Consider the following 20,667-nt stretch of genomic DNA (forward strand, 5'->3'; position numbering starts at 1 on the left):
ACAACTTTAGCTGTCGCGAGCAGCATGCGACAGGGAAAACTGTCAGTCAGGCCCGCGCCGTCACCGGGTGTCAGCAGCCTCCGTCAAGGCTGCGGTGAGGCGGCCGAGGACCTCCTGCAATCCGAGAACCTCCTCCACCGACAGGCCCGTCGCGGCGAGGACTCCCCGGGGGACGGACAGCGCGCGTTCACGCAGCCTTGCCCCGTCGTCGGTGAGTTCGATGACGACGGACCGCTCGTCCTCGCGGCTGCGTTCACGCCGGACCAGCCCCGCCGCCTCCAGCCGCTTCAGCAGCGGCGAGAGGGTTCCGGAATCCAGACGGAGGCGCTCCCCGATGGCCTTGACCGGCCGGGGACCCTCCTCCCAGAGCACCAGCAAGACCAGGTACTGGGGGTAGGTGAGACCGAGATCCTTGAGCGCCTGCCGGTAGAAGCCGCCGAACGCCCGCGACGCCGCGTGCAGCGAGAAGCAGACCTGGTGGTCCAGTCGCAGCAGCTCCTCGTCGGGGACGGCCGGGAGGTCGGGCGAGGCGTTCGGGGAAGACGTCATGGAACCAGCGTACCGCCGACCGCGCCATTGAGTTGTGCACAACTTAATGATGTGCAATCTTTGTATCCGTGACCGCGACCGATCCGTTCGCGGCACCGACAAGGAAGGGCCACCCCATGGACGCGCTGTACACCGCCGCCGCAACCGCCAACGGCCGCGAGGGCCGTGCCGTGAGCTCGGACGGTCAGATCGACCTGCCGCTCGCCCTGCCCCCGGCCCTCGGCGGGAACGGCAAGGGCACCAACCCCGAGCAGCTCTTCGCAGCCGGGTACGCGGCCTGCTTCGCCAGTGCGATGGCGGCGGTCGCCCGCGAGATGAAGGTCGACACCAAGGACGTCTCCGTGACCGCCGAGGTCTCCATCGGCAAGGACGGCGGGGGCTTCGGTCTCGCGGTCGTCATGCGCGTGGAGCTGCCGGACTCCCTCACCGGCGAGGTCGGCCGGCAGCTGGTCGAGGCCACCCACGCCTACTGCCCCTACTCCAAGGCGACCCGGGGGAACATCGACGTGGAGCTGGTCATCGAGTAGTCCCCCTCATTCGGGCGAACCGGAGGTCAGGCGGTCAGGCGGGCCAGTACCGCCTCGACCGCCCGGCGTACGGCGTCGCGTGCGCTGTCCGTCCGGTCGAGGGTCTCGAAGCCGTGGCGCCCTTCCGGTACGTCGACCACCTCGACATCGGCCCCGCGGCGCTCGGCCTCGGTCAGGAACTCCTCGACGGTGACGGCGATCTCGGCCATCTCGCGCCCCGCCCGGACCAGCACGACCGGGAGTCTCCCCGCATGGGCGATCGCCCGCACCGGGTGGAACCGGGTGTCGGCCACGCCCCAGCTCGGCAGCGGGGCCAGGATCGGGTAGTTGGCGGCCAGGCAGCGCAGCCAGGGCGGGGGCGCGGCCAGCCAGTCCGCGGCGAGGGGGCCGCCGCCCGAGAAGAACCACAGGGCGACCCGGTCCGCGTCCACCCTCGGGTCGGCGCGGACCCGTTCCACTGCGGCCGCGATGTCCTCGGCGGCCCGCTCGTAGTCGGTGAGGGCGTGCAGCCGGTGGTCGAGGGTCACGGCCGCGGCTCCGTGCCCGGCGACGTACCGGGCGTACCCCGTCAGGGTCGGCCAGTCCCGGGGCGTCGGCCGTACCCCGGCGGGTACGGGGCCGCCGTGGACGAACACCACGGCCGGATGCGGCCCGGGTCCGTCGGGCAGGTACAGGTCGGTGTTGCCGGCGCGTTCGCGGGGCCGTTCGGGTACGTCGAGGAGGAACGGCCGCAGATGCGGGGGCGGTTCGGTGGCGTCGGCGGGCTTCAGCCGGTGGCCGCCGCCGGCCGCCGCCTCGGTCAGGATCTCGGCCAGCCCGGTGGGACAGGAGAGCATCGGCCAGTGGCCGGTGGGCAGTTCGAAGAAGGTCACCCGGGGGTCGGCGAGGGCCTGGATCGCGGGCTCGCCGAGGTCCACCATCAGCTGGACCAACTCGATGCCCGGCCCGTTGCCCGTGCACAGCACCCCGGTCACGGGGACCGCCGTCACGGCGCCGGTGAGCCGCAGCGGTTGGAGGAGTGTGGCCAGGGGCTGCGGTGCCGCGAGGGCGGTGAGCCCGTCCAGCGCCGCCTCGGAGAGCCCGGCGGTGCTTCCCCAGCGGGGCCATGCGTCCCGGGCCGGGGGCAGCAGCTCACCGGTCGGCTCTCCCCCGCCTCGGGCGAGCTCCTCGCGCAGGCGCTGGTCGGGTACGGCGGCCAGGGCCGGGACGCCGTCCTGCGGCATCCCGGAGTCCAGGTGGACGATCCGGGCGACGGACCGCGCCCGCCGGTCGGCCGCGCCCAGGGCCGGGTGGATGCCGTAGTCGTGGCCGACGAGCACGATGTCGCCGCCGTCCCCCTTCTCGACCACCGAGTCGATCACCGTAAGGACATCCCCGATGTGCGTCTCCAGGTCGACGGCCACGCCGGGACCGGCAGATCCCTTGCCGAGTCCGGTGAGCGCCACCGTATGCACCTCGGCGCCTTCAGCGGTCAGTCGCGCGGCCGTGTCCCGCCACACGTACGGACCGGTGAACGCCCCCGCCACCAGGACGAATGCGGTCATGGTTCCTCCTCGTCACACGCTCTTGCGCGCACCGGCCCGGTTCTCCGGCAGCGCTCGCCGGTACCGTAGGAACTCCTCTTGGGGGAGGTTCAAGTGTTCTCGTCGCACGACGGTCTCTGCACGATCGGTGAGCTGGCCGGGCACGCGGGCGTCAGCGTCAAGACCGTCCGCTTCTACTCGGACGGCGGCCTGCTGCCGGAGGCGTCCCGCAGTGCGGGCGGGCATCGCAGGTACGCCCCGGAGGCCGTGGAGCGGCTGGGCCTGATCCGTTCGCTGCGCGGTCTCGGCCTGCCGGTCGCCGATGTACGCCGCGTCCTCGACGAGCAGGACGCCGGGGACGCGGCCGATGCGCTGGAGGCGGCGGTCGACGGCAGGTTGCGCATGCTCGGCTCCGAACTCAGGGCCCTGCGCTGGCGGGAGGCCGCGCTCCAGTTGGTGCGGGACTGCCCGCAGGAGGAACGGCCCGCCCGGCTGCGTCTGGTCGGCGCGGTGGGCGCTCCGCCGAGCACCTCGGCGCTGGTCCGGTTCTGGCGCGCCTGGCTGCCGGCCCGGATGCCCGCGCGGGCCGTCGGCGCGTTCCTGGAGGTGGCCGTACCGCAGCCGCCGGACGACCCCCGGCCCGCGCAGGTGCTCGCCTTCGCCCGGCTGTACGCCTTCGTGACCCGGCCGTGCGGAGGGAGCGGCGGCCGCCCCTGCCAGCCCAGTGCCCACGCCGCTGCGGGGGCCCGTGAGTCGGCCGTGCTGTACGCGGGGCTCGCGACGGCGTACGACCTGGCGGGCGGCGAGCTGCGCCGGGGCGGGGCACCCGGCCCCGGCGAGGCGCTGGACGGGTTCGTGGACGCGTACGCGAGCACGTACGGTACCCGCGACACGCCCGGGTTCCGCCATCGGCTCGCCGGTCAGCTCGCGGCCGATCCGCGCATCGACCGGTACTGGGAGCTGACGGCCGAGGTGCTCGGCGCTCCGGACGGCCGCCCGGAGCCGACGCCCGGGACGGCCCACGACTGGCTCCTTGCGGCGCTGGACGCCCATCTGTCGATGACGCTCGGGGAGCAGCCGCTGGAGGAGAGGCGCGCACGGGGCGCACGGTCCACGACGACGGGTACGGGTGGGCGCGCCGGGTGACGGTGCCCGGTGGAACGCTCAGGCGGCGATGACCGCCGCCCCCACGCGCCCTCCGTCGACGTCCACCACCGTCCCGTGCACGAAGGCGGCCTCCTCGCTCGCCAGCCAGACGGCGGCGTGGGCGATGGCGTCCGGGGTGCCGATGCCACCGGCGGGGGTGCCCTTCATCATGATCTCGCCGGGGTGGGCCTCGCCCCCGTCGGCGGCGGGCGGGACGATCACACCGGGCGAGATGGCGTTCACCCTGACCCCCTGCGGGCCGAACTCCGAGGCCCAGGCCCGCGTCAGGGTCTCCACCGCTCCCTTGGACGAGCTGTAGAGGGTGCCGACCGGGATGCCGAGGCGGGCCACCCAGGACCCGAGGTTGATGACCGCCCCGCCGCCCGCCCGCACCATGGCCGGGGCGATGGCGGCGGTCAGGAAGTAGGGGGCCTTGACGTTCACGGCGTAGACGCGGTCGAACGTCTCCTCGTCGGTGTCCGTGGTGGTGGAGCCCGGGAAGATGCCCGCGTTGTTGACCAGGATGTCGATGCGGCCGCCCAGCACCTGGGACGCCTCCCCGGCGAGCCGGTCGGACACGGCGGCGGTGCCGTCCAGGTCGGCCGCCACGAAGTCGGCGGACCCGCCTGCCGCACGGATCTCCCCGACGACCGCCAGGCCGCGTTCGCCGTTGCGTCCCGACACGACCACGTGGGCCCCCTCGGCGGCGAACGCCATGGCGATGGCCCGCCCGATGTTGCTCGTGGAACCCGTGACGAGTGCGGTCTTTCCTTCAAGTCGTCGGCCCATGACGTCTCTCCTCTTCGATCTCGTACGCATCCCCCGCGGTGGCCGGGGAAGTCGCCTTCCGGCTCCGCGGGCGGCCCGGCTGTCCGGGTCACGCGGTCGACTGTGCTCCGATGAAAATGGACCGGCAAGTCCACTCCTGGGGGGGGGCGGCCGCGTGCGTTTACACTGGACTCACCGGTCCAGTTCTGGAGGAGAGTGCCCGATGGCCGAGGCGTCGACAGCGAAGGGGCGCGCCACGCGGGCGCGGATCGTCGAGGGGGCGGCCGAGGTGCTCCGCGAGCAGGGGGTCGCCTTCACCACCCTGGACGACATCCGCGACCGTACGCGTACGAGCAAGAGCCAGCTCTTCCACTACTTCCCGCGCGGCAAGGACGAACTGCTGCTGGCGGTGGCCGAGTTCGAGGCGGGGCGCGTACTGGAGGACCAGCAGCCGCATCTGGACTGCCTGGACTCCTGGGAGTCCTGGTACCGGTGGCGGGACGCGGTGGTGGAGCGGTACGAGCTCCAGCAGGACCAGTGCCCGCTGGGGTCGCTGTTCCTCCAGGTCGGCCGTTCGGAGCCGGGGGCGCGGGCGATCGTGGCCGAGCTGATGCGCCAGTGGCAGGAGCGCATCGCCGAGGGCATCCGTACGCTCCGCTCCCGCGAGCTGATCCCGGCCTCCGTGGACGTCGACCGGAACGCCGCCGCCCTGCTGGCCGGGATCCAGGGCGGAGTGTCGATCATGATGTCCACCGGCAGCTCGGACCATCTCAAGGCCGCACTCGACAGCGGGATCGACCAGCTCCGCCACGCGGCGGCCGGCGCGGAACGGGCCGAGGTCCGCTGAACACCGGGCCCGGGCCTGTACGCCCCGGGTCCCGGGTCCTTCCCGGGCTTCGCCGGCCTAGAAGGCGGTCCAGGTGAAGGCGACCTTGTCCCCGGCGCGCAGCTTGAACTGGCAGCCGCCGACGGGGATCGAGGTGCCGTTGACGGCGATGTTCCAGTAGGCGACGCCCCCGCCGCTGACGTTCTTTATCGTGTCGACGGAGAAGTCGTCGAACGACGCGTACCAGGTGCCGTCCCAGGTGAAGTGTCTCTTCCGGGCGGCGTCGTCGAGGGCGGCGGTCGGCGTGGGTACGGCGCTCGGGTTGGCTCCGCCGTTGGTGCCGTCGCAGCGGTGCGTGCCACCGGTGGCGGTGGTCACGTCATGGCCCTTGGTCGTGATCTTTCCCTTGAAGAGGCGGCCGTCCGGCCCCTTCACCGTGAGGGAGACCTTCACGGGGGCGTTGGTGGAGGCCTTGGGCTGCTGCTGGGCGACGGCGGGGGCGGAGGCGAGAGCGAGGCCGAGGGCGGCCGTGACGACGAGGGTGCGGCGGGCCGATGTGAGGTGCACGAGGGTGCCTTTCCGGTGCGGGGCGGCCTGCCGTGCCGCACCGGAGCCCGACCGTCCGCGCCGCGTGCGTCCGCGCGTCTCGCGGCGTACGCGCGGCGGACCGGGGCCGCGGGGCTTCGCACTGCAGACCATGACAGGGGAAGCGGTACACGTCACGCGCCGGGCTGTCCGACTCGCGGCCCGGCGGGCCGCACACGGTTGCAGGTCAGCGCCGGATTCCCACCGGCTTCCCCCAGTCGCGCACGCATTCAGTTGTCGCTCCGGATCACCGAAGCCCTCGCATGCTACGGCCAGTTGGCCGTGCGCGGGCGTGGAACGGCCCGATACGCAGCGGTCAGCGGTGGGAGGAGGGGCCGAAGCGCTCGGGGGCCAGGGTCGCGAGGAGGGAGGTGACCACGAGATCCGTCGAGGCGGCCATGTCCACGGAGTCCGGCGACAGCAGCCACTGGACCTGGAGGCCGTCCATGACCGCGATGATGGCGTTGGCCGCGTTCCCGGTCAGCTCCGCGCGGTCGGCGGGGAGTTCGCATGCCTCGCGCAGGGCGTCGGCGACGAAGACCCGCAGTCCGTCGTAGCGGTCGCGGAAGTAGTCCTGGGCCGGGTGGTCGTCGGTGACGGACTCCGCCGAGAGGACCGCGTACAGCCGGACGATCCCTTCGCGCTCGGCGTTGCGGAGCGCGGTGTTCACCAGGTGGCGCAGGAAGTCCAGCCCCTGGGGGCGGTCCGGGCCGAGCTGTTCGATGTCGGCCCGGTCGCGCAGTTCGAGGACGCTGGTGAGGAGCAGCGCCTTGGAGCGGAAGTAGTGCAGGACGCCCGCCTGGGTGAGGCCGACCCGGTCCGCGATCTCCGCCAGCGAGGCGTTGTTGTAGCCGCGCGCGGCGAAGGTGTCCATGGCGATGGACAGGATGTCCTGCTGGCGCTGCTGGGCTTCCGGACTGCGCGGCGTACGGGGCTTGGCCGGACGGCGCGGCGGCCTGCCGACCGACCGGTTGCCCACGGGGTGGTTGCTCACCCGGTCAGCTTAAGCCTGCTCGGGAGGGTGACCCGGGAGAGATCTTCCCGGGGCGGCAGAACACCGTTCCCGACTACTTACTAACCACTTAGTGGGTGTGGTTTCATGCCGTTGCCCCGCCGATGTCTCCAGGTATCGACGTATCGACCCAAGGAGAGAGCCGCACATGCCTCACCCCCACCCCCGCCGCCTCAGAGCACGCGCGGCAGGCGCCGCGCTCGTCCTGGCCGTCGCCGGACTCGGCGTCAACGCCACCGTCACCACCGCCCGGGCCGCCGACCCGGCCGCCCAGGTCTGGGTGACCACCACCGACGGCAGCAAGAAGCTCACCGCCGACGGAAGCGTGCCGTTCACCGGGACCCCGCAGGGCGTCGACATCCGGATCGACGCCAACAGCAAGGGCCAGAAGTTCACCGGCGCGGGCGCCTCCGTGACCGGCGCCTCGGCCCATCTCATCCAGGGCCTCCCCCAGGCACAGCGCACCACGCTGCTCAGGTCGCTGTTCTCCGCGGAGGGCGACGGCATCGGGCTGAACTACCTGCGCCAGCCGCTGGGCAGCACCGACTTCGACGCCAACTCCGACTTCTACACGTACGAGGACACGCGGGGCTCGTTCTCCATCGACCGGGACCGGAGCCAGATCATCCCGGTCCTGAAGCAGGCCACCGCGATCAACCCCGCCATCCGGTTCATGGGCTCGCCCTGGTCTCCCCCGGCCTGGATGAAGACGAACAACTCCCTGAACGGGGGCAGCCTCAGGACCGAGCACTACCAGGCGTACGCCGACTATCTGGTGAAGGCGATCCGGGCGTACGGGCAGGAGGGGATCACACTCACCGACCTCACCGCGCAGAACGAGCCCGAGTTCGCGACCAGTTACCCGTCGATGAGCATGACGGCCACCCAGCAGGCGGACTTCTTCCGGGTCCTGGACCGTACGCTGACCGCCGCGAACCTGCCGACCAACCTCCTGGCGTACGACCACAACTGGGACCACCCCAACTATCCGCTGGACGTCTTCGCCAGGACGGGTGGCATCCAGCGGATCATCGGTGCGGCCTTCCACTGCTACGGCGGAGCCCCGGCGGCACAGCAGCAGATCGTCAACGCCGGGAAGCGGGTCTTCTTCACCGAGTGCTCCGGCACCGACAGCGCGAACCCCGCCACCACGTTCGGCGACACCCTCAAGTGGCACGCCGAGAACCTCGTCGTGCAGAACATGCGCAACGGCGGCGAGACGGTCGTCAACTGGAACCTCGCCCTGGACCAGAACGGCGGCCCGCATCAGGGGCACTGCACCAACCGCTGCAACGGCATCGTCGAGATCGCCGGCGGCCAGGTCACCCGGAACGCCGAGTTCTACGTCCTGGGGCACGTCACCAAGTTCATCAAGCCCGGCGCGACCCGTATCGGCTCCACCAGCCAGGGGGCGGGCGGTGTGCAGAACGTCGCCTTCCAGAACCCCGACGGCACCCGGGCCGCCGTCGTCGTCAACACCGCCTCCAGCGCGCAGCGGTTCTCGCTGACGGACAACGGCAGGTCCCTCGCGTACACCCTGCCCGCCGGTGCCGTCGCCACGTTCACCTGGGACGGGAACGGTGGTACGACGGAGCCTCCCGTGGGTTCCATCGACCCGGCCGCCTGGTACCGGGTGCAGAACACCAACAGCGGGGCCTGCCTGGACGCCGCCGACTGGGGCACCGCCGACGGCACCGCGCTCCAGCAGTGGGCGTGCGGCACCGGGGCCAACCAGAGCTGGCAGTTCCGGCCGACCAGCGGCGGGCACTACCAGGTGGTGAACCGGCACAACGCGAAGGTGTGGGACGTGGACGGCGGTGCCGGGGCCACCGCCGACGGCACCAAGGTCCACCTCTGGTCGTACGTGGGCTCCACGAACCAGCAGTGGCGGCCCGAGGCCCTGGCGACCGGCGGGCGGTACCGCTTCGTCGCCCGCCACAGCGGCAAGTGCCTCACCGTCGACAACTCCTCCACCGCCAACGGGGCCCGGCTCTCCCAGCAGCCGTGCAACGGAGCCGCCGCCCAGTCGTTCGCCCTGACCGGCTGACCGCGCCTCGCTCCTGTCGGGCCCCGTCGTACGCGGCGGGGCCCGACTGCGTGTCCGAGGGCGGCTCAGTCCCGGATCGCGGTCAGCAGCCGGGCGCAGCGCGCCGCCATGTCCTGCGCCGACCGGTCCGGGTGGTTGGTCCACCAGCCGACGAGTGCGCCGACCGCGCCGGTCCACACGTGCTTCAGCGCGTCGGCGTCCAGCGGGTCGTCGTTGCCGTGCCCGCGCAGGAGGTCCGCCGTTCCGGACGCGGCGAGGTCGTCGATGGCCCGCCGGTGCCGGTGTGGGGCGGTGTGCAGCTCGGTGGAGCCGAAGTAGGTGTACAGCATTGGCTTGGTGACGCCCACGCGCCCCGCGATCGCGGCCATCGACGCCGAGGCGCGGCCGTGGCGGCCGAACTCGTCCATGGCCGCCGCGAGGATCTGCTCCTCACGGCGCGCGCGGGGGATTCCCTTGGTCCCGGCGCTCCGGGCGCCGTTGTCGGGCGGGGTCCGGGTGAGCGCCCCTGCGACGCTCGCCCATCTCGTGTCCTCCGCCCCGGCCGAGCGTGCGGCCCACACCTACGGCAAGGCGTTCCGGGATGTGGTCCGCGCGCTGTACGGGGACATGGCGGCCGCTCCGGATCCAGTCGCCCGCCCCCGGGACGGGCGGGATGTGGTGGACCTCCTGGAGTGGGCCGCCGGGGCGGACGTCGCCGTGGCCCCGTACGGGGCGGGCAGTTCGGTCGTCGGCGGGGTCGAGTACCGGGCCGGGCAGCATTCCGGCGTCCTTTCGCTGGACCTGTCGGGGCTGGTCCGGGTCCTGGAGATCGACAGGGTCAGCCGGGCCGCGCGGATCCAGGCGGGTGCCCTGGGGCCCGGCCCGGAGGCGCAGCTGCGGCCGTACGGGCTGACGCTGCGCCACTTCCCGCAGAGCTTCGCGTTCTCGACGCTCGGCGGCTGGCTCGCCACCCGCGCGGGCGGTCATTACGCCACCCTCCACACGCACATCGACGACCTGGCCGAATCCCTGCGCGTGGTCACACCGGCGGGGGTGAGCGAGTCGTTGCGGGTGCCGGGTTCGGGGGCCGGGCCCTCGCCGGACCGGCTGTTCCTCGGCTCGGAGGGCACTCTCGGGATCATCACGGAGGCGTGGATGCGGCTCCAGGACGGCCCGTCCCACAAGGCGTCGGCCTCGGTGGTGTTCGAGCGTTTCCCCGACGCGGTGGAGGCCGTCCGTGCGATCGCGCAGTCGGGCCTGCACCCGGCCAACTGCCGTCTGCTGGACCCGGGTGAGGCGGCCCTGTCCCTGTCGGGGGTGGCCCCAGAGGGTGGGAGCGTGCTGGTGCTGGGGGTGGAGTCGGCGCACGGGCCGGTGGAGGGGCGGCTCGCCGAACTCGCCGCGCTGGCGCGGGAACGCGGCGGCTCCCCGGCGGAGGAGGCGTCCGCCGACGGTGACTCGGCTGCCAACACCTGGCGTTCGGCGTTCCTGCGCATGCCGTACCTCCGCGCCGGGCTGGCCCGGATGAGCGTGATCAGCGAGACGTTCGAGACGGCCTGCACCTGGGACCGGTTCCCGGCCCTGTACGAGGCGGTGCACCGGGACGTCGGGGCGGCCGTGCGGAAGGTGACCGGTGCGTCCGGCCTGATCAACTGCCGCTTCACGCACGTCTATCCGGACGGGCCCGCCCCTATTTCACGGTGATCGCTGCCCGCCGGCGCGGGTCGGAGGCCGCCATGTGGGACGAGATCAAGGCCGCGGCCATGGAGACGCTCGGCGAGCAGGGGGCGACGGTCACGCATCACCACGCGGTCGGCCGTGACCACCGGCCGGGGTACGACAGGCAGCGCCCGGAACCGTTCGCGCTCGCGCTGCGGGCGGCGAAACAGGCCCTCGACCCTGCCGGGATCCTCAACCCGGGGGTGCTGTTCGACGCCGCGGCGAGGTGACCGGCGGGCCGTCCGGCTCCGGCGGTGGGGTCAGCGAGGACTCGATCCGGGCGAGCTGGTGGGCGAGGCTCGTCATCCACACCTCCAGGTCGACCGAGAGGGGCGTCGGCGGGTCGCCGTCCGGTGCGGTCCGCCGCCGTACGGGCTCCGGGTGGTCCCCGGTCAGCAGGGAGGCGATCCGGTCCGTCTCCGCGACCAGCTCCTGGGCCGTGGTGCGGGCCCAAGAGGCGGCCGGGGCGCTCGCGCCGGACTCGGGGCGCAGGCCGAAGCGGGGCAGCCAGTGGGTGCCGAGGAGTATGTGGTTCGCCGCGATGAGGATGGCGTGCCAGTCGGTACGGGTGTCATCCCCCGGGGCCTCCGTGCGGTACTGCGCGTACGCCGCCTCGGCGAGGCGCAGCCGGTGGACGCCCGGCAGGGTCTGCGACCCGGCCCGCGGACCACCTGGGGGAGGCGGCGGAGAGGACCGGGAACCGCCCGCCGAGGTCGGCGGATCATCCCCGGCGCTGCCCGGCAGGGGCTGCGGATCGCCCACGGAGCCGCCCGGCGGAGGCTCCGGCGATGCCCCTGAACCGTCCAGCGGGGTCCGCCCATCACCCCCAGTGCCGCCCGGCGCGGGAGACCAGGCCCGTCCACCGCCCTCCGGTGCCAGCAGTGCCCGGGCCGTCGCGGGGACCAGCTCGGCGCAGGTGCGCAGCAGGTCCGCCATGGCCCGGTGGACCTCCCGTCGGGCGCCGGCCGGCCAGGCCAGGAGGCCGCAGAGCAGACCGATCACGCTGCCGGTGACGACGTCGATCATCCGGGCCTCGGAGAGCCGCCAGGTGACCGGTTCGATCTGGGCGAACGCGGTGGCGACGACCAGCGTGAAGAGCCCTTGCGCGTACGCGATGCCCAGCAGCGGTCCCAGGGCGAACGCCACCAGCATCACCGGGCCCAGCAGCGCGGCGTACACATCGGTGTGCGGGCCCAGCCCGACCAGGAGTGCTCCCGCCACGAGCCCTCCGGCCGCGTTCCCGGCCACCGCCAGGCGGACCGCCCGCCAGGTCGCGCCGGCCGTCGTACGCCCCAGGGTCAGGACGGCGAGCAGCACCCAGAAGCCGTGGGACAGATCGAGGGAACCGGCCACCGCGCGGGCCGCCGCGAGGCCGAGCGCGGTCCGCAGGGCGTTCTGGAACAGCACCGACCTGAACGTCACGTTGCCGACGACCCGCCGGGCCCAGAGCCTCGGCGTGGACAGCTCCGCGTACCAGAACAGCGGGCGCGGGACGGCGGGCTCGGTGGGTCTGCCGTGGACGGCGATGTCGGCGGTGATCTCCACCATCCGCGCCGATTCGGCCAGCGCAAGCACCTGTGACTGCCGCCGCTCCACCTCGACCGGGGGCCGCTCGCCGGGCGGCCCGGACGCCCGGCGCAGGCGCTCCGCCTGGAAGTCCTGCATCGCCCGCTCCAGGGCCCCGGCCACCGGCGGATCGTCTCCGGTGCGCAGGAACCGGGCGCAGGTGGTGCACAGAGCGGCGACGCGGTCCAGGAGGGCGGCGGAGGCGGGGTCGGCGGTGGCCGGGAACTTGTCGGCGAGGGTGGCCAGCTGGTCCAGCAGTCTGCGGACCGCGCGGCCCGCCTGCTCCAGCGCGCGGTCCCTCCGGCCCGCGCCGGCCGGGCGTTCCGCCGGGGGTACGGACCCCAGCCGGAGCCGCGCTCCGGCCTCGCGCAGCTTCTGAGGCGGTACGTCGCCGGGGGCGGCCCCGCGAGCCGCCTCGCCGAGCGCCCGGGCGAGCCGTTCCCGGTAGGAGGCGGCGGGCGGATCGGGCAGCAGGAGTTCGCAGGCCGCGAGGAGCAGGACGCCGATGGTCAGCCCCGACAGCCGCTGGCCGAGCGTGTCGGGGGCGTACGGCGGGAAGCAGGCCAGGATGTAGAAGAGCTGGAGTCCCGGCCCGATGCCCGCCGGGCGCGGGCCGCCCACCGCGGCGAACGCCAGCAGGAAGCCGACGACGAGCATGCCGCCGACGGCGGCCCAGGTGTCCACCGCGAGCAGCGTGCCCAGGGTCGCCAGGACCAGGGCCCAGGGCAGTGCCCGCAGCATGACCCCGACCCGCTGGCGGCCGGAGCCGGGGATCGGTGAGAGCAGGCCGACGGCGATGGGGGCGAAGAGGGCGTACAGCGCCATGACCGGGAGCCCGGCGCCGTACAGCAGCGGGTAGAACCCGGCGCCCGCCGCGACGGCGACCCGGACGGCCCGGCGGACGATGGTCGCCCTCTCCTGCCCGGTGGGGATCACATGGGCCATTGTCGGCCCGCGCCGGGCCGCCCGCTCGCTCACGATGCGGACGGCCCGGCGGTGGTCAGGCCTTGGCCGTCTCCTTCTCGGCGGTGCGGCGGCGCACCACGGCGTAGCCGTACGGGTCGGGCCAGCGGGGCTCCGCCCCGAGGGCGTCGGCGGCGCGGTGGGCCCAGTACGGGTCGCGCAGCAGCTCACGGCCGAGCATGACGGCGTCGGCCTGGCCCGAGGCGACGATCTCCTCGGCCTGGGCGGGCTCCAGGATCAGGCCGACCGCGGAGACGGGCAGGCCGGTGGCCTGCCGTACCTGTGCGGCGAACGGCACCTGGTAGCCGGGGTGGGCGGAGATCTGGGCGTCGCGGACCAGGCCGCCGGTGGAGACGTCGAGGAGGTCGACGCCGTGGGCGGTCAGCTCCTTGGCGAGGCGGACGGTGTCGTCGCCGGTCCAGCCCTCGCGCGGGTCGTCCTGGTTCTCGGTCAGCCAGTCGGTGGCCGAGGTGCGGAAGAGGACGGGCAGGTCGTCGGGCCAGACCGCGCGGACGGCGTCGACCACTTGGAGCGGGAAGCGCAGGCGGTTCTCCCAGCTGCCGCCGTAGGCGTCGGTGCGGTGGTTGGCGGCCGGGGAGAGGAAGGAGTTGATCAGGTAGCCGTGGGCGCCGTGGATCTCGACGACCCGGAATCCGGCGGCGAGGGCGCGCTCGGCGGCCGCCGCGAAGTCGCGTACCAGCTGCTGGATCTCGTCCTCGGTCAGCTCGTGCGGGACGGGCAGCCCGTCGAAGGCCACGGGGCTGGGGGCCACGGGCTGCCAGCCGCCGTCGCTCTCGGGGACGTACGCACCGCCGAGCCAGGGCCGCTCGGTGGACGCCTTGCGGCCGGCGTGGGCGAGCTGGATCGCGGGGACCGATCCGTGGGAGGCGATGGCCGCGGCGATCCGGGTGAAGGCCTCCTGCTGGCGGTCGTTCCACAGGCCCAGGTCCCAGGGGCTGATGCGGCCGTCGGGGCGTACGCCGGTGGCCTCCGCCATCACGAGTCCGGCGCCTCCGGCGGCGCGGCCCGCGAGGTGGGTGAGGTGGAAGTCGGTCGGGACCCCGGCCTCGGGCCCGTGGGAGGCGGCGGAGTACATGCACATCGGGGACATCCACACGCGGTTGGCTATCTCCAGGGACCGCAGGGTCAGGGGCGTGAACAGAGCACTCACCGGTATGTCTCCTCCGAGTCGGGGCACGGCCTGGGCGCCCTGCCGGACGGGACGGGCAGCAGCGCCATGGCCAGTACGATAGACCTCGTAGTACGGCAGTTGTCAAACTACGAGGATGTTCGTACTTTGGGGGGCGAGCACCCAAGGAGGCCACCCATGTCCACGACCGAGCGCGCAGCCACGTCCGGCCGGCAGCTGGCCCATCCGTCCGTGGAGGAGATCCGACTGGAAGCCGTCCTGCACGCGCTGGCCGACCCCGTTCGGCTGCGTATCGTGCGCGAGCTGGCGGACGGGCACGCGGACATGGCCTGTATCGCGTTCGACCTTCCGGTGAGCAAGTCCACCACCACCCACCACTTCAAGGTGCTGCGCGAGGCGGGTGTCATCCGCCAGCACTACGAGGGCACCTCCCGCATGAGCAGGCTGCGCGAGCCCGACCTGGAGGCGCGCTTCCCGGGACTTCTGCCGGCCGTCCTGGAGGCGGCGCGGCGCTCCGCCCGCTCCTCCGCGCCTTCGGCCTGAGCCGTGCCTGTACGCCGTCTGCCCCGCGCCCTTTCGCGGGCCCGGGGCAGACGGCGTACAGCTGTCGGACCGCTCAGATCGTCGCGGTGTCGATCACGAAGCGGTAGCGGACGTCGCTGGCGAGGACCCGCTCGTACGCCTCGTTGACCTGGCCCGCCCCGATGACCTCGATCTCGGCGCCGAGGCCGTGCACGGCGCAGAAGTCCAGCATCTCCTGGGTCTCGGCGATGCCGCCGATCGCGGAGCCCGCCATCGACTTGTTGCCGCCGATCAGCGAGAAGAGGTTGAGCGAGACCGGCTCCTCGGGCGCGCCCACGTTGACCAGGGTGCCGTCCGTCCGCAGCAGGGCGAGGTAGGCGCCGAAGTCCAGCGGGGCCGAGACCGTGGAGAGGATGATGTCGAAGGTTCCGGCCAGTTCCTCGAAGGTCTTCGGGTCGCTGGTCGCGTAGTAGTGGTCGGCGCCCAGCTTGAGCCCGTCGTCCTTCTTGCGCAGCGACTGGGAGAGGACCGTGACCTCGGCGCCCAGGGTGTGCGCGATCTTGACGGCCATGTGGCCGAGCCCGCCGAGGCCGATGACGGCGACCTTCTTGCCGGGACCGGCGCCCCAGCGGCGGAGCGGGGAGTACGTGGTGATGCCCGCGCAGAGCAGCGGCGCGGCCTCGTCCAGGGCGATGCCCTCGGGGATGGAGACGACGAAGCCCTCGGTCACGACGATGTGGGTCGAGTAGCCGCCGTAGGTGGGCTCGCCGCCGCGGTCGAGGGCGTTGTACGTCTGGGTGTTCCCTTCGGCGCAGTGCTGCTCGCGGCCCATCAGACAGGCGTCGCACTTTCCGCAGGAGTCGACCATGCAGCCGACGCCGACGCGGTCGCCGACCTTGAACCTGGTGACGCCGGGGCCGGTCTCGGCGACGATCCCGGCGATCTCGTGGCCGGGGACCATCGGGAAGATGCCCTCGCCCCAGCCGTCGCGGGCCTGGTGGATGTCGGAGTGGCAGATACCGGCGAACTTGATGTCGATCAGGACGTCGAACTCGCCCACCGGGCGGCGCTCGATCGTGGTGCGCTCCAGCGGGGCCTTGGCACGGGGAGCGGCGTAAGCGGCAACGGTGGTCATGCCGGAGGTTCTCCTCTGGGTGATGCGATAGGAACGTCTCCCAGCATCAGGGTGCGGCCAGTGTTTACCCAGATCACCGCTTTGCCTACGTCCAGTGGTCCTACTACTGGCGGGGACAGGCTCCCGCGCGTACGACCAGGAATAATGGGAGCCATGGACGTTTCGCCCGACACCTCCGCCCCCGAGCCGCTCGACCGGCGCGCCGAGCTCAGCGAGTTCCTGCGCACCCGGCGGGCCCGGCTCCAGCCGCAGGACGTGGGGCTGCCGGAGTTCGGACGGGCGCGCAGGGTGCCGGGGCTGCGGCGGGAGGAGCTGGCGCAGCTGGCCGGGGTCTCGGTGGCGTATTACACGCGCCTGGAGCAGGGCAACGGGCGCAATGTGTCGGCCGAGGTGCTGGACGCGATCGCCCGCGCGCTGCGGCTCAGCGACGCCGAGCACGCGCATCTGACGCACATGGCCAAGCCGGCGCACCACAAGAAGAAGCGGCGGCCGGCCAGGGTGCAGCGGGTGCGGGCGGGTCTGCTGCACCTCCTGGACAGCCTGGAGGGCATTCCCGCGTATGTCTCCGGGGCGCGCTCCGACATCCTCGCCTGGAACCCGATGGCGGCGGCGGTGTTCGGCGACTGGGGTGCGCTGCCGCCCGAGGAGCGCAACTGGGCGCGGCTGGTGTTCCTCTCCCCCGCCTACCGGGACCTGTTCGTGGAGTGGGACTCCAAGGCCTCTGACATGGTCAGCTATCTGCGCCTGTACGCGGGCTGCCACCCGGACGATCCGCAGCTCTCCGCGCTGGTGGGTGAACTGTCGGTCAAGAACGACGAGTTCAGGCGGCTGTGGGCCACGCACAACGTGAAGGAGAAGGGCCACGGCACGAAGCTGATCCGGCATCCGCTCGTCGGCGACATGTCCCTGTCGTACGAGACGCTGCATCTGCCGGACAACCAGGAGCAGTGCCTGGTCACCTATCACGCGGAACCGGGATCGGAGTCGGCCCAGGCGCTGCGCCTGCTGGCCAGTTGGGGGGCGGACGCGGTCGGCGACGCGCCCCGGGGCCTGGCCGGGGAGCGCTGAGGGCCAACCGCGGGGGCCGGGCGTCAGCTCGGCGCCGCCGCCCCGGCCCCGGACGTCTCGTGGCCGGCCCGGCCCGCCGCGACGGCCTCCTTCGCCGCGGCGGTTCCTGACGGGTCCAGGAGGGGCAGGGTCTCAGGGGTGGCGAGGCGGGGCAGCAGCAGGTGCCAGAAGCCGGTGAGGGTGCGGGCGGACAGCCAGGCGGAGTCGTGGCGTCCGAGCACCTCGAAGCCGGTGGTCGCGGCCACCGTCGCGACGGTGACGTCATGGCGGGACAGCCCCTCGGCGAGGGTGCCCGCGGTGGCCGCCTCGTCCAGCAACTCGCCTACGCAACGCCGCCATTGCGCGGGCAGACCCGGCTCGCCGCACCTCTCCCCGTCGTAGCTGAGCCGGAATCCGGCCCGGGTCACCGGGTCGCGGCCGAGGAGGTCCACCAGGGCGTGCGAGGTGTCGACCAGGGTCTGGAGAGCGGTGTCCGTCCTGTGGCGGATGTTGGTGGACACCTCCAGCAGACCGTGGGACGCCTCCGCGACCACGGCCTGGGCGACCGCGGCCTTGTTCTCGAAGTGGAAGTGCAGCGCGCCCGTGCTGACGCCGGCGCCGGAGCTGATCAGCGCCAGGCGCGCCTCTCCGTAGCCGTGCTGCTCGAAGACGATCGCCGCGGAGCGGATCAGCGCCTGGCGGGTGCGCGCGGCGCGCACCTGCTTGGTCACCGCCGCCCCCGCTGGAGGGGGGAGCGGGCATGCAGGAGCCCTGGGCCGTGGGCCACGAGGGCCGGGGGCTCTCCGCCGGAGCCGTACAGCAGCGTCATGGGGAATATCAAACCAACTTACCGGTTTGATTTCCAGGGGAACGTGTGCGCGGACGGGATCCGTGTCCGCGCACGGTCCGCTACCCGGCGCGGCCGAGGGCGGCGAAGGACGCGGTGTGGTCGGCGGCCCAGGTACGGAACGTCCTGGCGGGGCGGCCCGTGAGCTCCTCGACGGTGGGCAGCACGGCGGCCTTGGCCCCCGCGCGCTGGCGCTCCGCGCTTTCGAGGAACGCCTCGGCCACCGGCCGCGGATACTTCGCGAGCAGCGCCTCGCGCGCCCGGTCCAGGGGCAGTTCCTCGAAGCGCAGCGGCCGGCCCAGCAGCTCGGAGAGCTGAGCCGTCTGCTGCCGCGCGGTGATCGCCTCCGGGCCCGACACCGCGTAGGCCCGCCCCTCGTGACCCGTACCGGTGAGGGCGGCCACGGCCACCGCCGCGATGTCGCGCGGATCGACGCACGCGACCGGCGCGTCCCCGTGGAGGGCGCGCACCACGCCGTCCGACCGAATGCCCGGCGCCCAGGAGAGCGTGTTGGACATGAACGTCCTGGGGCGGATGAACGTCCAGGGCACGCCGGACTCCCTGACGGTCTGTTCGTTGCCCCGCTGGAGCCGGGTGATGAAGTCGTCGGCGTCCGGCTCCTCCACCGCCATCATCGACAGCTTCACGAGGTGGCGCACCCCCGCCGCAGCGGCCGCCTCGGCGACCCTCGCGTCGTCGGGCTCCGTGGGGCTGTTCGTCACGAGGAACACCGCGTCGATCCCCCGCAGTGCCCGGTCGAGGGAGGCGCGGTCGGCGTACTCCCCCGCTACGACGTCGACTTCGGGTCCGCGCACCGTCACGCGCTCCGGCCGCCTCGCCAGGATCCGCACCGGGCCGGCGGCCGCCAGCAGACCGGCGACCCCGCGCCCCACCGCCCCGGTCGCCCCTGTCACCAGAATCACGCCGCTCCCACTCCTCACACACCGTCATCATCCTGCCGGACAGACACGACACGCAGCTCGCACGCCCCCGTGCGGCCGCGCCCTCACCCCGCGCCCAGAGGGCCCGAGAGCACCGTGTCGAAGACCGGCTCGCCGTCCTGACGGCCCGTCACCCGGACCCTCGCGCCGCCCGGCGCCCCGCCCGGCAGGACCTCCGCGGCGATCGTGCAGGGGCTGCCGAACTCCGCGTACCGGTGGAAGTGCGTACGCCCCTCGGCGGGCACGAACCCGCCGCCCCCGGCGGCCAGGCACGCGGCCTGCCGCGCCGCCTCCAGCAACAGCATGCCCGGCACATGGTCGTTGGGCCGCTGGAAGAGCGTCGGATGGCGGGTGTCCACCCGCAGCTCCCAGACCCCTTCGCGGGTGCTCTCCGAGAGCACCACGTCCTGCGCCCGGTCACGGCCCGCCCGGGCGGCGTCGACCGGCACCGTCCGCGGTATCGCCACGCCCGGCTCCGCCGATCCGCCGCGCATCCGCTGGTAGACCCGCGGGCTGGTGAACCGTGTCGCGCCCATCCCGGTCGCGACCAACTGGCCCGCGCGGTGCACCACCCAGTCGACCCGGCCCTGCACCGGAAGCCTGCCGCGCCACTTGAGCTCCGAGCAGGTCACCTCCACGTCGATCACGGTGGGCAGGCCGCCCACGACGAGGCGTTCGGGGCGGGTCGCGTAGTCCAGATCCGCCATCAGGAAGTGGTAGCCGACGGGGACTCCGTACCCGGCGTGGAAGGCCAGCATCGCCGCCTGCCGCATCGCCTCCGTCACCAGCAGCGGGTCATGGCGGTCCGCACCCACGGGGGCGAAGAACGGATGGTCGTGCGGCAGCACCGCCTCCACGTGGAAGCGGTCCGGGCCCACCTGTTCCCAACTGCGCGGGAACGCGTCCTCCGCCCTGCTCCTGTGAACCAGTTCCATTCCCACCGGATGCACCACTCGGGCCTCCGAGCCCACGGCCGAGGCCGCTCCAGGATCGGTCAACACTGCTGCTTCGGGCATAACTCCCCCCCAGGGGTCATGTGATGGGCGAGCCGTTCCTGCGGTGCGCACGCGCTGATAAGATACAGACTAAGCGGTTTTTTTTCTATGCCCACAGCCCGCCCGCACCCGCCCGCCCGGCCGCACGACCGGCACAGCCCGACGAAGGAGACAGGGATGGCCAAGCAGGACCGGGCGATCCGCACCCGCCAGGCAATCCTGATGGCAGCGGCCGAGATTTTCGAGAAGTACGGCTACCAAGCAGCCACCATCACCGAAATACTCAAGATCGCCGGGGTCACGAAAGGCGCGCTCTACTTCCATTTCCCCTCCAAGGAGGAGCTCGCGCTCGGTGTGATCGAGGCGCAGGAGCCCCCGCCGCCCGCTCCCGACCAACTCCTCAAGCTCCAGGAGCTCGTGGACATGGGGATGCTGTTCAGCCACCGCCTCCACACCAGTCTCCTCACCCGTGCCAACGTCCGCCTCTCCATGGACCAGCAGGCCCAAGGCCTGGACCGCACCGGCCCCTTCCTGCGCTGGCAGCGGACGACCCACGATCTGCTGGCCCAAGCCAAACAGAACGGCGAACTCCTCCCGCACGTCAACCCCACCGAGACCGCCGATCTCTACGTCGCGGCCTTCACCGGCATCCAGGCGGTCTCCCAGACCCTCACCAACTACCGCGATCTGGAACAGCGTTACATCACGCTCCAGCGGCACATCCTCCCCAGCATCGCCACCCCCTCCATCCTCACCGCCCTGGACCTCAGCCCCCAGCGCACCACCGACCTGGCCCGGCTCGTCCCCGCCTACTGAGCCC

General features: G+C 72.8%; 19 protein-coding genes, 1 pseudogene and 1 riboswitch. Of the genes and pseudogenes, 8 read left to right on the forward strand and 12 right to left on the reverse strand.

The genetic code is table 11. The annotated features are described in order from the left end of the window. Positions 1–60: 60 nt before the first annotated feature. Positions 61–549, reverse strand: coding sequence for a MarR family transcriptional regulator (locus GTY67_RS00120; RefSeq protein ID WP_161277310.1), 489 nt, complete (start codon positions 547–549; stop codon positions 61–63). Between the two features lie 116 nt (positions 550–665). Between GTY67_RS00120 and GTY67_RS00125 the strand changes: the two genes are divergently transcribed. Continuing rightward, complete coding sequence (locus tag GTY67_RS00125) at positions 666–1,076, forward strand: Ohr family peroxiredoxin (RefSeq protein WP_093694481.1); 411 nt, start codon at positions 666–668, stop codon at positions 1,074–1,076. A gap of 26 nt (positions 1,077–1,102) precedes the next feature. Here the strand turns inward: GTY67_RS00125 and GTY67_RS00130 are convergent, their stop codons facing one another. Further along, the gene (locus tag GTY67_RS00130; protein WP_161277311.1) at positions 1,103–2,620 is read right to left on the reverse strand and encodes an alpha/beta fold hydrolase; all 1,518 of its coding nucleotides are present in this window, start codon (positions 2,618–2,620) and stop codon (positions 1,103–1,105) included. 93 nt (positions 2,621–2,713) lie between these two features. Here GTY67_RS00130 and GTY67_RS00135 point away from each other — a divergent pair, with 93 nt between their 5' ends. Further along, complete coding sequence (locus GTY67_RS00135; RefSeq protein ID WP_161277312.1) at positions 2,714–3,745, forward strand: MerR family transcriptional regulator; 1,032 nt, start codon at positions 2,714–2,716, stop codon at positions 3,743–3,745. A gap of 18 nt (positions 3,746–3,763) precedes the next feature. Here the strand turns inward: GTY67_RS00135 and GTY67_RS00140 are convergent, their stop codons facing one another. Continuing rightward, positions 3,764–4,534 carry an SDR family oxidoreductase gene (locus GTY67_RS00140; RefSeq protein ID WP_161277313.1) on the reverse strand — a complete coding sequence of 257 codons (771 nt, stop codon included), beginning with the start codon at positions 4,532–4,534 and terminating at the stop codon, positions 3,764–3,766. A gap of 202 nt (positions 4,535–4,736) precedes the next feature. Between GTY67_RS00140 and GTY67_RS00145 the strand changes: the two genes are divergently transcribed. After that, a complete protein-coding gene (locus GTY67_RS00145; protein WP_161277314.1) occupies positions 4,737–5,360 on the forward strand; it encodes a TetR/AcrR family transcriptional regulator in 624 nt (207 codons plus the stop codon). Positions 5,361–5,417: 57 nt separating this feature from the next. On the opposite strand, the gene GTY67_RS00150 is transcribed toward GTY67_RS00145, so the two are convergent. Beyond that, complete coding sequence (locus GTY67_RS00150; protein WP_161277315.1) at positions 5,418–5,906, reverse strand: DUF4430 domain-containing protein; 489 nt, start codon at positions 5,904–5,906, stop codon at positions 5,418–5,420. 140 nt (positions 5,907–6,046) lie between these two features. Next, positions 6,047–6,162, reverse strand: a riboswitch (cobalamin riboswitch). 78 nt (positions 6,163–6,240) lie between these two features. Next, positions 6,241–6,903: a TetR/AcrR family transcriptional regulator gene (locus GTY67_RS00155; protein ID WP_343238735.1), complete on the reverse strand. Its 663-nt coding sequence runs from the start codon at positions 6,901–6,903 to the stop codon at positions 6,241–6,243. A 181-nt stretch (positions 6,904–7,084) separates the two neighbouring features. On the opposite strand from GTY67_RS00155, the gene GTY67_RS00160 reads away from it, so the two are divergent. Continuing rightward, positions 7,085–8,983 carry an RICIN domain-containing protein gene (locus GTY67_RS00160; RefSeq protein WP_161277316.1) on the forward strand — a complete coding sequence of 633 codons (1,899 nt, stop codon included), beginning with the start codon at positions 7,085–7,087 and terminating at the stop codon, positions 8,981–8,983. A gap of 65 nt (positions 8,984–9,048) precedes the next feature. Here the strand turns inward: GTY67_RS00160 and GTY67_RS00165 are convergent, their stop codons facing one another. Further along, a complete protein-coding gene (locus GTY67_RS00165; RefSeq protein ID WP_161279906.1) occupies positions 9,049–9,432 on the reverse strand; it encodes a helix-turn-helix domain-containing protein in 384 nt (127 codons plus the stop codon). A 40-nt stretch (positions 9,433–9,472) separates the two neighbouring features. Here GTY67_RS00165 and GTY67_RS00170 point away from each other — a divergent pair. Continuing rightward, positions 9,473–10,911: pseudogene (locus tag GTY67_RS00170) on the forward strand (FAD-binding oxidoreductase); the annotation flags it as partial. On the opposite strand, the gene GTY67_RS00175 reads toward GTY67_RS00170, so the two are convergent. Both GTY67_RS00175 and GTY67_RS00180 read right to left on the reverse strand, forming a co-directional pair. Beyond that, the gene (locus GTY67_RS00175) at positions 10,874–13,192 is read right to left on the reverse strand and encodes an FUSC family protein (protein WP_161279905.1); all 2,319 of its coding nucleotides are present in this window, start codon (positions 13,190–13,192) and stop codon (positions 10,874–10,876) included. The pseudogene GTY67_RS00170 and the gene GTY67_RS00175 sit on opposite strands and share 38 nt — an antisense overlap. A gap of 55 nt (positions 13,193–13,247) precedes the next feature. Next, on the reverse strand, positions 13,248–14,381 hold the full coding sequence (locus GTY67_RS00180) for an NADH:flavin oxidoreductase/NADH oxidase (protein WP_093694473.1): 1,134 nt from the start codon (positions 14,379–14,381) through the stop codon (positions 13,248–13,250). A gap of 156 nt (positions 14,382–14,537) precedes the next feature. Here GTY67_RS00180 and GTY67_RS00185 point away from each other — a divergent pair, with 156 nt between their 5' ends. Then, positions 14,538–14,903, forward strand: a complete 366-nt coding sequence (locus GTY67_RS00185) for a metalloregulator ArsR/SmtB family transcription factor (protein WP_161277317.1) — start codon at positions 14,538–14,540, stop codon at positions 14,901–14,903. Between the two features lie 73 nt (positions 14,904–14,976). On the opposite strand, the gene GTY67_RS00190 is transcribed toward GTY67_RS00185, so the two are convergent. Beyond that, entirely contained in the window at positions 14,977–16,017 is a 1,041-nt protein-coding gene (locus GTY67_RS00190; RefSeq protein WP_161277318.1) for an NAD(P)-dependent alcohol dehydrogenase, read from the reverse strand. Between the two features lie 153 nt (positions 16,018–16,170). Here GTY67_RS00190 and GTY67_RS00195 point away from each other — a divergent pair, with 153 nt between their 5' ends. Continuing rightward, positions 16,171–17,085 carry a helix-turn-helix transcriptional regulator gene (locus GTY67_RS00195; protein ID WP_161277319.1) on the forward strand — a complete coding sequence of 305 codons (915 nt, stop codon included), beginning with the start codon at positions 16,171–16,173 and terminating at the stop codon, positions 17,083–17,085. Positions 17,086–17,108: 23 nt separating this feature from the next. Here GTY67_RS00195 and GTY67_RS00200 read toward each other — a convergent pair whose 3' ends face one another. From GTY67_RS00200 to GTY67_RS00210, 3 genes are all read right to left on the reverse strand, one after another. After that, positions 17,109–17,795: a ScbR family autoregulator-binding transcription factor gene (locus tag GTY67_RS00200; RefSeq protein ID WP_161277320.1), complete on the reverse strand. Its 687-nt coding sequence runs from the start codon at positions 17,793–17,795 to the stop codon at positions 17,109–17,111. Between the two features lie 178 nt (positions 17,796–17,973). Further along, entirely contained in the window at positions 17,974–18,834 is an 861-nt protein-coding gene (locus GTY67_RS00205; protein WP_161277321.1) for an NAD(P)H-binding protein, read from the reverse strand. An 83-nt stretch (positions 18,835–18,917) separates the two neighbouring features. Beyond that, on the reverse strand, positions 18,918–19,787 hold the full coding sequence (locus tag GTY67_RS00210; protein ID WP_272925725.1) for a ScbA/BarX family gamma-butyrolactone biosynthesis protein: 870 nt from the start codon (positions 19,785–19,787) through the stop codon (positions 18,918–18,920). A gap of 237 nt (positions 19,788–20,024) precedes the next feature. Between GTY67_RS00210 and GTY67_RS00215 the strand changes: the two genes are divergently transcribed. After that, positions 20,025–20,663 carry a ScbR family autoregulator-binding transcription factor gene (locus tag GTY67_RS00215; RefSeq protein WP_161277323.1) on the forward strand — a complete coding sequence of 213 codons (639 nt, stop codon included), beginning with the start codon at positions 20,025–20,027 and terminating at the stop codon, positions 20,661–20,663. The last annotated feature ends 4 nt before the right edge of the window (positions 20,664–20,667 follow it).

Origin of the sequence: Streptomyces sp. SID8374 (genome assembly GCF_009865135.1) — a bacterium.
Classification (GTDB): Bacteria; Actinomycetota; Actinomycetes; order Streptomycetales; family Streptomycetaceae; genus Streptomyces.

What these genes read in the sequence shown, in the direction of transcription:
- GTY67_RS00120 (WP_161277310.1), bottom strand. Translation starts at nt 549, where the DNA reads ATGACGTCTTCCCCGAACGCCTCGCCCGACCTCCCGGCCGTCCCCGAC.
- GTY67_RS00125 (WP_093694481.1), top strand. Translation starts at nt 666, where the DNA reads ATGGACGCGCTGTACACCGCCGCCGCAACCGCCAACGGCCGCGAGGGC.
- GTY67_RS00130 (WP_161277311.1), bottom strand. Translation starts at nt 2,620, where the DNA reads ATGACCGCATTCGTCCTGGTGGCGGGGGCGTTCACCGGTCCGTACGTG.
- GTY67_RS00140 (WP_161277313.1), bottom strand. Translation starts at nt 4,534, where the DNA reads ATGGGCCGACGACTTGAAGGAAAGACCGCACTCGTCACGGGTTCCACG.
- GTY67_RS00145 (WP_161277314.1), top strand. Translation starts at nt 4,737, where the DNA reads ATGGCCGAGGCGTCGACAGCGAAGGGGCGCGCCACGCGGGCGCGGATC.
- GTY67_RS00160 (WP_161277316.1), top strand. Translation starts at nt 7,085, where the DNA reads ATGCCTCACCCCCACCCCCGCCGCCTCAGAGCACGCGCGGCAGGCGCC.
- GTY67_RS00175 (WP_161279905.1), bottom strand. Translation starts at nt 13,192, where the DNA reads ATGGCCCATGTGATCCCCACCGGGCAGGAGAGGGCGACCATCGTCCGC.
- GTY67_RS00185 (WP_161277317.1), top strand. Translation starts at nt 14,538, where the DNA reads ATGTCCACGACCGAGCGCGCAGCCACGTCCGGCCGGCAGCTGGCCCAT.
- GTY67_RS00190 (WP_161277318.1), bottom strand. Translation starts at nt 16,017, where the DNA reads ATGACCACCGTTGCCGCTTACGCCGCTCCCCGTGCCAAGGCCCCGCTG.
- GTY67_RS00195 (WP_161277319.1), top strand. Translation starts at nt 16,171, where the DNA reads ATGGACGTTTCGCCCGACACCTCCGCCCCCGAGCCGCTCGACCGGCGC.
- GTY67_RS00210 (WP_272925725.1), bottom strand. Translation starts at nt 19,787, where the DNA reads ATGGAACTGGTTCACAGGAGCAGGGCGGAGGACGCGTTCCCGCGCAGT.
- GTY67_RS00215 (WP_161277323.1), top strand. Translation starts at nt 20,025, where the DNA reads ATGGCCAAGCAGGACCGGGCGATCCGCACCCGCCAGGCAATCCTGATG.